Here is a 10,621-nt window from a genome sequence, read left to right as displayed (position 1 = left end):
GGCGACACCTGGTTCCACCAGACCCAGACCGGACTCGCCGCGTCCACAACCGGCAGCCAGGACACGGGATTTGTCCGCGAGCCGGCGGGAACCCTCAACTCCATGACGAGGGACGGGAAGAGCTACTACTACCTCACCGACGCCACCGGAAACGTCCTCGGCCTCGTCGACCCCACCGGCACCCGCACCCACAGCTACACCTACACACCCACCGGCCAGCCCCGCACCACCCCCGTCGAAACAGTCCCCCAGCCCTACCGCTACGCCGGCACCTACCTCGACCCCACCGGCCTCTACAAAATGGGCGCCCGCTCCTACGACCCCAACCTCGCCCGCTTCACCACCACCGACCCCAGCGGCCAGGAAACCAACCCGTATCTGTACGCGGGGGGAGATCCCGTTAACCACAGTGATCCATCTGGCATGCTCAGTTTCGGTAACATCTCGGGAGTGCTCGACTGGGCATCCCTTACGCAAAAGGTCCTGAGCGGCGACTCCAAGGGAGCCTTCGCGCTTGAGGTTGGGATTTTGGTGGGAATTGGAGCGGAAGCCCTCTGTGGAGCCGCTGTCGCTGCTGGCGCAGTGCCCACACTAGGGGCATCAGTCGGAGCGGGCATCACGGGGTGCACCGTTCTGGCCGGTGGCCTTGCGGCCGCAGCCACAGCAGGGACCGCAGCGGCACAGTAATCGCGCATATGAGCGGAGGTCAGGCGATCCCCGCCCTGACCTCCGCCCCTCTCAAGTCGCACGCTAAATAGGAGCCCGAGTGATCAAGCTGAAACTTTTAATAGCATCCGCGGCGGGAATCGCGCTTCTCGTGCTGGGATTTGGCGCTATGGTCAACAGGAATGTGCTGGCCGGGTTAATTCCCGTAATTTTCGGAGCCTTGTTCATTGCGATTTCCGTATGGATCTACATGCGGAGGAAGAAATAATGCAAAAAACGGCGGGCGTTTTCGCCCCCTCCACGGGCGCGCCGACTGGATTAATCTTGGACATTTTTCTTATCGCGCTCATCGTTATCTGTGGATACTCATTTATCTGGCGTAACACATAGTGCCCGCGAGGGCTAAGGTGCCGGCCGGCAGACAGATCCGACCTGACCGGGCAGTCGCCGATCCCGCGGAGACCTCTGCCTATGGGCGGAAGCACGGCATACAGCCCGAGCGGCGGCCGGATCTGGGACATGCAGGCCTGCGTGGGCATCGACAACTGGCCGGATGACTGCAGTGACTGGTGGACGGACAACCACGCCCACGGGTAAACGTGAGGGCCTGACGGACGGTTAGGCAGGGGCGGGGCGGTGTGCCATACGTGGCACCCGCCCCGCCCTGAACGTAGAAGAAAGACGACGAGATCCCTGCTGTGCCAGGTGCAGAGCAGGCTTGAGGGTGTGGGGTGGCGCGGTGTCGGCTGAGGGGCCGTTGGGCATCAGTGGGCTTGATTACGAGATCGGCGGCCGCCGGCTGCTGTCCGCGATGGACCTCTCCGTGGGGGTGGGAGAATCGGTCGCTGTGATGGGCCCCTCCGGGTCGGGCAAGAGCACCCTGCTCAATTTGGTCCTTGGCCTCATCAAGCCGCTCTCGGGACAGATCCTGGTGTCCGGACAAGACATGTCGGCGATGCGAGGCTCGACACTAACCCGGTGGCGGCAACAGCACATCGGGATGGTGTTCCAGTTCGGTGAACTGCTGCCAGAACTGACCCCCGTTGAGAACGTGGCTCTGCCAGCCCTGCTGGCCAAAGGAGACCGGGGCGAGGCGTTCAAACGGGCCGAGGAACTCCTCCTCTCCCTGGGCGTGCCGGTCGGCACGACGGCTACAGCCGACCTCTCCGGCGGTGAGCGCCAGCGCACGGCCGTGGCCCGGGCCCTGATGTCGCACCCCTGCCTGCTCCTGGCGGACGAGCCGACCGGTGCTCTGGATGAGCAGGCCCGCGACCAGGTCGCGGACGTCCTCTTCAACGTTCCGGGACAAGACGGCTGCGGACTGCTGGTCGTCACCCACGACGCATCGGTGGCCGAACGAGCCGACCGGGTACTTGAGTTGAGCCAAGGAAAGCTGGTCGACGCCACGATCCGGGGAGCGGCGTGAAGCGCACCAGGGCGCCGCTGTGGTGGCAGATGCTGCGCACCGGCGTGACAGCCGCCCGAGCCGGCGAAAGCGGCCGGACCCGTTTCCTGGCGCTGGTGATGGCCACCGTGGTTGCTGCCCTGACCGGCGTCGCCTTCGTCGCCTCGGCAGCAACCTTCGATGCCCGCGAAACACGGGGCCAGGCGCGCAACCCGGTCATGGCCGAGCACGGCCAGCAGCCCAAAGCGCTATGGAGCCGCTACTGGGACAGCGAACAGGGCCGCCAGTATTCGGTGGTCATCGTGTGGCCACTGACCGCCGACGCCCCGCTTCCCCCCGGCCTGCCTCGCTGGCCCGCCCCCGGCGAAGCCTTCCTCTCTCCCGCCCTCGCGCACGCGCCGGCCGACGCCGACTTCACTCACCGCTACGGACAGGCCGTCGGCCAGATCGAGCAGACCGGACTGGCCACCCCCGGCGAGCGCCTCGTCTACACACGCCCGAGCCAGGCCATGCTCAACTCCAGTTATCTCGACCCCATCGTGGGATTCGGCTCGATCGGTCCATCCTTCGGAGACCTAAAGGCCATCGAGAGCGACCGGGCCACCCAGCTCAACTTGATCATGCTGGCGCTGCTGGGACTGCCGGCCGCCGGACTCACCGTGGCCGCCGCCCGCATGGGAGCACCAGGCCACGACCGCCGAGCTCGCCTGTTGGCCGTCCTCGGCGCGAACCGCGCAGCACGCGCCTGGATGGATTTCGGCGCCGCCGCACTCCCCGTCCTCACCGGCGCCATCGCAGCCGCAGCACTCGTGACCCCCGCCCTCTTCTTTAACCTCACGCTGCCGTGGATCAACTTCACCCTGGCCGCAACGGACCTGCGCCACGCAGCTGGCAGCCTGGTCCTCGCACTGGCCGGCGCAGTGGCCTTCGTCATCGCGGTCACCCTGCTCTTGCAGCCCTCCGCCGACCGCCGCACTCACCGCACCGGCATCAGGGTGACCGAAGCCGGCGTGCTGCGGCGCCTGGCCCTTGCCGCCTGCCCGGCCTTCCTCCTCCTCGCGGTCACAACCGGGCCTCTGCTCGGCGGCGGCCAGCGCTCCGCCTTCGGCTATCTCTTCGCCGTCCTGGGAGTGTGGGCCACGCTGGCTCCCGTGATTGGGTGGATCACCGCCCGCTACGCATCTCGCATGGCCGCCGCGGCGCATCGAACAGGCGAGCCCGGCCGGCTGATCGCTGCCCGCCGTCTGGCCGCACACCCTGGAGCTGTCGTACGCCTGGTCGCCACATTGATCATCGCTATCGGCGTCATCGGCCAGACCCAGCTCATCAGTACCCTGCTCTACAACCGGTCGGACGACAACGAATACGTCGGCTCCGCCCGGGGTCAAAGCATGGCTCTGGTACAGGCCGCCGACCGCGCCCGCCCGAGCAGCGAATTCAGGGCCGCGCTCCCCGGCGGCATCCACATGGTGTCGCTCGGGCACGTGAACCTGTCACCGGATGGCTCCAGCAGCCGCCGCCTGATCCAGGCGCCCTGCGCAGATCTGACGGCCCTCCACCTGCCCTGCCCGGCAGGGCACGAATCTCCAGAGATAACCACTCAGCAGCTTGACCGGCGCCTCAGAGCCACCACGTACGCCTACTTCGGGGACACCCCTGCCACCGTGCGCACCGGTCCGACCGCCCGCCTCGACCCCGAGGACACCTGGCTTGTTGTCTTCACCCCTGACGGAAGCGCCCTCGACCTCCCCGCCATCAAACGCGCCGCCCGCCTCACCCTGAGCACAGATTCCGTCATCCGCCCGCTCTCCGAGGGAAACGGCTCCAACATCCTTGGCCTGCAAGCCCGCTGGATCCCCTTCCTTGGAACCATCGGCACCCTGTACATGGCCACCGCCATGGTTTTCTCCTCGCTATCAGAGTTCATCCGCTTCGCCCGCACCCTCGCGCCACTCACGGTGCTCACCGGAAACAGCACCATCTTCCGCACCGCAGCACTGTGGTCACTCAGCCTCCCCATCACCATCGCTGGAGCCGGGGGCGTAGCGGCCTACGTCGTACTGGCCCAGCCCATCAGCGGCGGCAGCCAAGGAGCCCAGCTGTCCTTGAGCCTGTGCATCGAACTACTCGTTCTGACCCTGGTACTCGCTGCCGTTGCAGCAGGAGCAGCCAGCTTGGCCTCCAAGAGAGAAACCCGGCAATGGCGGCCCCGGGCGGACTGATTCCAGACCATGGCCCGCGCGGTGCCCGTGGCGGTCTGACGGTTCACCATCTGCGGCAGTCGCCAACATCACCTGTGACTAAAACGAATCCGTTGGCGACTTTGGGCTGTTCACGGTCTCGACGGTGAGGTGCAGCACGGCCTACCCGGCGAACGGGCCCCGGTAGGCGGAATCTGCCACAGTCACAGGCGGCCGCCCCTTTCGAGGAACTCCTGCCGGGTGGTGATGATCCGGCGCCAGTTGTTCCATGCGGCGTCCGGCCCGTGGAGCCATCGGACCGTGGAGTGGGGCTGGTGGGGGAGTCCGGCCTGAAGTGGGCGATGTCGACGTAGTACGCGTAGTCGCCGCCTCGGGTGAGGTCGTGCAGACGGGCGATGGAGGCCGCGGCGCAGTCGGCGGCGCCGCGGACGGCGTGGTGGAAGCACATCGCGCGTTCGAGGGTGGCCCGGGCGGAGTCGAGGCCGGCGGCCGCGATGTCGGCGCGCAGCAGCCGCGCACGTTCTCCCAGGTCGCTGTTGCTGGTTCCGGCGTCGCGGACGAGGGCGGTGGTCTGGAGGGTGATGCGGGTGGCGCGAAGGTTCAGCCCCGTCAGGTACTGCTCGGCAAGGGCGAGTTCGGCGTCGGCCCGCCTCGGCGAGCCAGTCCAGCTCCAGACGGTGTTCGCGGGCCAGGCGCAGGCCCTGGCGCAGACAGCCCACCAGCAGCTTCCTGCCGGACCGGGGACTGGCCGCGGTGGTCCATTGTTCGCCCAGTGCGGTCAGGGCGCGCTGGGCGGCGTGCTGCCAGTCGGTGGGGCTCCAGCGGTCGTCGGTGGGGTCGTCGGCAGTGCGGATGGTGGAGCCGACCACCCCGTGGAGATGGAACGGCCACAGGGCGAACGGGTCCTGCTGGACGAAGGGCCGCTCGACCAGGCGCAGGGCTGGTGCTTCGCGGGCAAGGCCGGCGGCGCGGGTGGCGAGCGTGACGCCGAAGGCGTCCAGCAGGCTGACCGAGCGCAGGACATGGCGTTCGTCGGGGGTGAGGTCCTGCAAGGTGCGGGCGATCAGGGCGGCGAAGTCCGCCTCGAAATCGGTGGGGCTGGGGGATCCGCCCTGGCGGCGGATCTCAAGGAACCGCATCACCGACAGGTCCAGGTAGAGGGGGAGCCCGTGGGAGCGGGCAGTGATGACGGCGCGGATGTCCGCGGGTATGAGGGGCTGCTGGTCGCGGGTGAGGCGGCGGGCGAGGTAGTCATCGCAGTCCTCGGCGGAGAAGTCCCCGATCAGGATCTGCCGGCCTTGCCCGTGGGCCGCTCCGCCGCCGGTGCGGGCGTCGGGGACTGTGTGGGTGGCCAGGCCCGGCCAGGCCTGTGGGCCGGTGAAGTCCAGCTGGCCTTGCAGCGCAGGGTCGGCCCATTGCAGCCGTATCGAACCTGGACCGATTGCCACTGAAGTGGGACCACTACAATGCTTCCTCGACCGGCCTGGTCAGCCCGGTTCCGGACCAGTCGACAGCCCCGGAGTCCCACACTCGCTGGAGCCAAAGCGGAGCAGTACGGAGTCCTTGTGCCTCTCATTACCGAATACAGCACTAATGCCCGGCCGGGCTACAGGCTCGTGGAGGTGTACGACTCGGCTGCCTACCTCGGCGACGATGAGTCGTTGCAGCGGTCAAGGACGCAGGTGGTCGCCGGAAATGGCCATCACCTTTACCTGCAGGCCAGCCAACCCGACATCGAAGTACGGGTCACCATCAGGATCTGGGATACCCCCCCCAGAGACCCCCAGGGGACGTTGAGGGCACGATTCCTGTCTCGCTGGAATCAGAGACAGGCCAACTCGTCATCAACCAAATCACCTTCGGGCCAGCAGGGGTGATGGACCTACCCCGCCCCGGCGTCTACACCGGACACGCGGCATGGAGCGGACGCGAAGCCGCGGCCGCCTACTACAACACGTGCATCCAGCGCGGCGCCGAGGAGCAATGGGACGCGGAACAGGTCGGAGCAGCGTGGAGGCAGTGTCCCACGACTGAGCAGTACACCCTCGACCTCTGGTTCGTACGCGAATCCGAACCAGAGGACGACTGGGACGAATAGTCCGTATGCCACGGCCATCCCGGCGCTGAGTACTTCCACGAGTTCCTGACGGACTGCGGACTGCGCTGAACCCTCGACTCCGGAGCTGTCCAATGGTCCGGAACCGGGCAGACCAGGCTGGTCAAGGTTCCCCACGAACCATGCACTGGTCCAACTTCAGTGGCAATCGGTCAAGGTTCGGTGTCCCGGGACAGGCACGACTGGCGGAGCATTCGGCAACTCGGTCGAAGGCGACCTTCATGATCTTCTGCATCGCCTTCGACTTGGTCGCCATGGCGACGACCTTCTCGATGAGCGGCGCGAAGAGTTCGAGCAGCATCCCGATGACGTTGCCCTTCATGGACTTGGTGAGCCCCTTGAACCCCCCGTCGGCCTTCTTGAGCCCGCCCTGCAGCCTCCCCATGGAGACCCCGCCGGCCCCGGCGTCCTTGCCGACCTTCCCGACGGACTTCGCCACCTGGTCGGCGGCGGTCTTCATCCCCTTGAGCTCCTTGGCGGACTGCTGAGCGGCCCCCTTGATCCGCCCGACATTGGTGTTGGCCGCCCCGGCCTGCTTACCGAGCGATCCGGCGGAGCGGCCGGCGCCGTCGATTCCTGTCTTGAACCCTTTGAGCGAGCCGGAGGCTCGGGTCAGGGATTGGACTAGGGGCATGGTTTATTCCAATTTCTCAGAATGTCAGAAAGGTCTCATACCTTCTAGTCGAGTGCGGCCATGAGGCGGTTCAGGCGCCCTTCCAGATCCTTGATTTGCTGCGCCGCGCCCGTGATATTCTTGGGCTTTCCTGTGATGGCATTGGGCCCTAGCCACGGTGCTGAGCCTGCCGCGTTGACTGTGGGCACTTTGTTCGAGCCTGTCGATGCGCCTCTTGGCTATGCCTATGTCTTTACGCAAGTCTGCCGTTACTCGCGCTGTCTGTTCCGCTTCCTGTCGCGCCTCTTCCGCCTTCTTCTCGGCTTCCTCTCGCATCTTTTTCCCCTGCAGCGCCTCCTTGGCTGCCTTGCCCCAAGGTCTCTTTCCCGTAATCCAGGGGCCACTCCCTGCGGGTCACTCCCACGAGGTTGATCCCCTTTTCGTCCAGCTTAAAAAGAGTCCAGTCAATGTCCAGTCAATCTTGACGGGAGTCCAAGCCAGGGTGATTCCGGCGAGGGCGATTTTCGTGTAGTCGAGACCGACGCTCAGGCCGTTTACCTTCTGCTTTACAGTGTCTCCGTCCTTTTTGTCGAACCAAAGAAGCGGCCATTCACGGACCTCATTCATGAACTTGGAGGCGAGCAATGGGAGTTCATCGGACATCGGCTGCTCTCTTCCGTTCGTCTCCTGGGTCACTTACTCCCGGGCCGTGTAGTATGCGCTTCAGCCCCTACAGTGAAAGCTAGCGGAGAGTGCCATGATAGGTTTCGTCATTATCGTGAGCGGGATGCTTTTGATTCCGCTCGGTGTTTTTGTCTTACTTGACGTGATTCCGCAGCTGCGGAACAGGAAATTGCTACGGGTCGGCGTTCGTGTCGATGGAACCTGCGAATACGTTTCTTGGAGCTCTGAATCGCAGACTCTGTGCATCTCATACACGACCCAAGACGGGGTTGAGCGCGAACATCACACCGATCCAGTCCACATGCCGCGCACCAAGGAGGGGGATATTTTTGAGCTCTACTACGACCCGGCTCGGCCCGCGCGGGCAGTGCTGGCGACGAAGGTGGAGGACCATGCGAAGGGGAGGATCCTGTCCGGGGTGCTGTTCTACCTCGAACTTTTGTTCCTTGTGCCGCAGCTCTTTTGGATCCTCTACGTCAGCCAGATCCAATGGTGAATTTGAGACCAGGCCGCAAGGTCAGGCGAAGAACCTGGCCAGATCGGCGGGAGCGGGCAGCGAGTCGGCCGGGGGAGAGCCGATGGTGCCGGATTCGTCATTCATCGAGGTGTCAGCCTGTGATCCGTCCGGCCGCGGTACTGCCTCCGGATAGTCCAGCGGGTCCGCGTCCCGGCTCAGAAGCAGGCGCTTGCAGACCTGCTGGCACGCCTGGAGGAGGAGGACATCGCTGAGTCCACCGGTGAAGAGATCACCGCAGCCCAGGCCGAGGTGGCTAAGAACATGGGTTGGTAGGGACTTGCCCGAAGTTCGGGCATTCTCGAAGGGGGACTCGAACTGCGTCGCTCACATGGGGAATCACCGGACATGGGGACGGCCTTCGTCTGACCATGTGCTCCGACCAGGGTGCACGTGACCAGGACGAAGGCTGTGAGGTGGGTCTGCTGCCTGATGCAGTTCGAAGGGAAGCGTTCACGGAGGCGTCCCGCTTCCGGGGCGAGTTCTACGAGTGTCTGACCGCTCGGGGCGACGAACTGTTCGAGTTGGTGGACGCGGTGCTGTGTGCCGATGGTGCGGTGAAGTTCCCGGTGGACTTGACTCTTCTGCCTGAGCATCGGCGCGGGCACGGAGCGATGTACGGCGGCTTGAACCGCGGTCGGATCGACATCGGCCGGCTGCGGACACTGCTGGCCGGGGCCGGCCTTGAGCTCGCGCGGTCGTCGCCGTCAGGCTTCAGCTCCGAGGCGTAACTTTGTGGCAGCGTCGGTGTTGGGCAGGGCGACACGTAGGGGACTGCCGCCCATCAGATCGGGCAGGTTCGTGTTTCTCGACCCTGACGCCCCGCCTGCCTGGCGTCAGGACCATGTCGACTCCTCCCGCGGGCCTCGGTACGTACTGCCCGGATCAGGCAGATCGCTTGGGCCACTCGTCGACGGTGCGCTCACGCCCCGGAGCCGACCCACACCAGGCCCGTGACCTGCTACTTCACGATGCACACTACTCACTGACTACCGCCGCCGGTACAGAGCAGGGGCTCGGCCCGACCCGCCCGCCGAGCCCCCGATTCTGCCTAGGCTGCCTGATCCGCCGCAGGCAGCCGGGTTACCTGCCTGTCCTTGTGAATTGAGACCCCGCACCACGCCAAGGTCAGCAGGCCGATGGAGCCCACGATCACGATCACGACGTGGGGCCGCAAGAACTCCGCGACCGCGCCAGCAGCGGCGAACCCCAGCCCCTGGGCGATCATCAAACCCGCCAGGGTGATGGTCAGTGCCCGTCCACGCAGTTCCTCAGGGGTCGCGTCAAGGACCCGCTGATCCAGCCCCATGGCGTAGGTGAAGCCGAGACCGCACACCGTCAGCAGAGCCACTGATGTCCACAGGCCGGGGCGGAACGCGAACCCGAGCAGTGGGAGGAACATCAGCACGGCGGTCGGCAGCACCATCCGGACCCGGGTTCGTGCAGGGAGCCAGGTGCCAGCCAGCAACTCGCCGACCACCGAGCCTGCCGGTGCGGCGCACAACAGCAGCCCCACGGCAGCCGGGCCGCCACCAAGCTCGTCCGCGTACGGAGAGGCCAGAGCCTCAGGGGCAACAGCGAAGGCCGGCGGCAGCCAGGTCACCAACAGCAGCGGAAGGAGCCCGGGGACAGTCAGCACGTGTCGTACTCCCGACAGGGACGCACGGGCCACCGAACCCTGAGTACCGCCTTCCGGTTCTCGGGCTGGCCGACGGCGGGTCCCGAACCGGAGGAGCAGGACCGCCAGACCGAATCCCGCCGCCGCAAGCAGGGCCTGTGAGGAGGTCATCAGGAGGAGCAGCAGCCCACCGACCGCGAAGCCGATGATCTGGGTGCTCTGCGAGACGAGCCGCAGCAGGGACCGGCCGAGTGCGTAGCCCGAGCCGGACAGCAGGTCCGGCAGGCTCGCTGCACGGGCCCCCTGGAACACCGGGGCGACGGTGCCGAGCACCAGCAGCAGGACGAGCAGGACGGGAATGGGCATACCGGGAAGCGCCATGGTGCCGACCACCACGCAACTGACCGCCTGGCATGCCACCATGACGTCCCGGGCGGGACAGCGGTCAGCCACGGCCGACAGCAGCATCGCCCCGAAGAGATAAGGGGCAAAGCCCAGCGCGAACGTCAGCGAGGACAGCAGCGGTGACTGCGTCCGCTGGTACACCATGATCGAGAGAGTGATCTGTGCGACGACATTGCCAAGAGTCGCGATGACCTGCGCGAGGAAGATCACGCGGAAGTCGCGTACCGCCAGGACCGCACGATACGTCGTGGGCGCGGTAGAAGTGGACGGGACGGCGGAGTTGCTCTGCTGAGGGGCGCGGGAGCTGTGCTGAGACATGGAACGCAGCATCCAGACCGCCCCGACCGCGGTTCAATGGATTCGGAAATAGCCGAATCGACCGGCCTGTTGCGGCCGTGA

At 65.9% G+C, this 10,621-nt stretch carries 9 protein-coding genes and 1 pseudogene; 6 read left to right on the top strand and 4 right to left on the bottom strand.

Features of this window, described 5'->3' with window-relative positions; all coding sequences use genetic code 11:
- The 3 genes from ACFYNP_RS37515 to ACFYNP_RS37505 all read left to right on the top strand — a co-directional run.
- Positions 1-687: RHS repeat-associated core domain-containing protein (locus ACFYNP_RS37515; RefSeq protein WP_388791874.1), on the top strand; the 687-nt coding region annotated here is incomplete at its 5' end.
- A gap of 718 nt (positions 688-1,405) precedes the next feature.
- Positions 1,406-2,092 (top strand): ABC transporter ATP-binding protein, encoded by a 687-nt coding sequence (locus ACFYNP_RS37510; protein ID WP_388791872.1) that lies wholly within the window; start codon positions 1,406-1,408, stop codon positions 2,090-2,092.
- Entirely contained in the window at positions 2,089-4,293 is a 2,205-nt protein-coding gene (locus ACFYNP_RS37505; protein ID WP_388791870.1) for a hypothetical protein, read from the top strand. The genes ACFYNP_RS37510 and ACFYNP_RS37505 overlap by 4 nt, the downstream gene beginning before the upstream one ends.
- A gap of 182 nt (positions 4,294-4,475) precedes the next feature.
- Here the strand turns inward: ACFYNP_RS37505 and ACFYNP_RS37500 are convergent, their stop codons facing one another.
- Positions 4,476-5,720, bottom strand: a complete 1,245-nt coding sequence (locus ACFYNP_RS37500) for a hypothetical protein (protein WP_388791868.1) — start codon at positions 5,718-5,720, stop codon at positions 4,476-4,478.
- 428 nt (positions 5,721-6,148) lie between these two features.
- Between ACFYNP_RS37500 and ACFYNP_RS37495 the strand changes: the two genes are divergently transcribed.
- A complete protein-coding gene (locus tag ACFYNP_RS37495; RefSeq protein WP_388791866.1) occupies positions 6,149-6,370 on the top strand; it encodes a hypothetical protein in 222 nt (73 codons plus the stop codon).
- Positions 6,371-6,491: 121 nt separating this feature from the next.
- Here ACFYNP_RS37495 and ACFYNP_RS37490 read toward each other — a convergent pair whose 3' ends face one another.
- Together ACFYNP_RS37490 and ACFYNP_RS37485 are read right to left on the bottom strand one after the other, a co-directional pair.
- Positions 6,492-7,022: a hypothetical protein gene (locus ACFYNP_RS37490; protein ID WP_388791864.1), complete on the bottom strand. Its 531-nt coding sequence runs from the start codon at positions 7,020-7,022 to the stop codon at positions 6,492-6,494.
- A 393-nt stretch (positions 7,023-7,415) separates the two neighbouring features.
- A complete protein-coding gene (locus ACFYNP_RS37485) occupies positions 7,416-7,664 on the bottom strand; it encodes a hypothetical protein (protein ID WP_388791862.1) in 249 nt (82 codons plus the stop codon).
- A gap of 94 nt (positions 7,665-7,758) precedes the next feature.
- Here ACFYNP_RS37485 and ACFYNP_RS37480 point away from each other — a divergent pair, with 94 nt between their 5' ends.
- Both ACFYNP_RS37480 and ACFYNP_RS37475 read left to right on the top strand, forming a co-directional pair.
- A complete protein-coding gene (locus ACFYNP_RS37480) occupies positions 7,759-8,181 on the top strand; it encodes a DUF3592 domain-containing protein (protein ID WP_388791860.1) in 423 nt (140 codons plus the stop codon).
- Between the two features lie 434 nt (positions 8,182-8,615).
- Positions 8,616-8,885, top strand: a pseudogene (locus ACFYNP_RS37475) (transposase); the annotation flags it as partial.
- Positions 8,886-9,250: 365 nt separating this feature from the next.
- Here ACFYNP_RS37475 and ACFYNP_RS37470 read toward each other — a convergent pair.
- Positions 9,251-10,540 carry an MFS transporter gene (locus tag ACFYNP_RS37470; RefSeq protein WP_388791858.1) on the bottom strand — a complete coding sequence of 430 codons (1,290 nt, stop codon included), beginning with the start codon at positions 10,538-10,540 and terminating at the stop codon, positions 9,251-9,253.
- Positions 10,541-10,621: the final 81 nt, after the last annotated feature.

The organism is Streptomyces sp. NPDC006691, from assembly GCF_042869955.1.
Classification (GTDB): Bacteria; Actinomycetota; Actinomycetes; order Streptomycetales; family Streptomycetaceae; genus Streptomyces.
Note: the sequence above shows the minus strand (reverse complement) of the source record. Positions and strands in the feature narration are given on the sequence as shown.

What these genes read in the sequence shown, in the direction of transcription:
- ACFYNP_RS37485 (WP_388791862.1), bottom strand. Translation starts at nt 7,664, where the DNA reads ATGTCCGATGAACTCCCATTGCTCGCCTCCAAGTTCATGAATGAGGTC.
- ACFYNP_RS37495 (WP_388791866.1), top strand. Translation starts at nt 6,149, where the DNA reads ATGGACCTACCCCGCCCCGGCGTCTACACCGGACACGCGGCATGGAGC.
- ACFYNP_RS37470 (WP_388791858.1), bottom strand. Translation starts at nt 10,540, where the DNA reads ATGTCTCAGCACAGCTCCCGCGCCCCTCAGCAGAGCAACTCCGCCGTC.
- ACFYNP_RS37480 (WP_388791860.1), top strand. Translation starts at nt 7,759, where the DNA reads ATGATAGGTTTCGTCATTATCGTGAGCGGGATGCTTTTGATTCCGCTC.
- ACFYNP_RS37490 (WP_388791864.1), bottom strand. Translation starts at nt 7,022, where the DNA reads ATGCCCCTAGTCCAATCCCTGACCCGAGCCTCCGGCTCGCTCAAAGGG.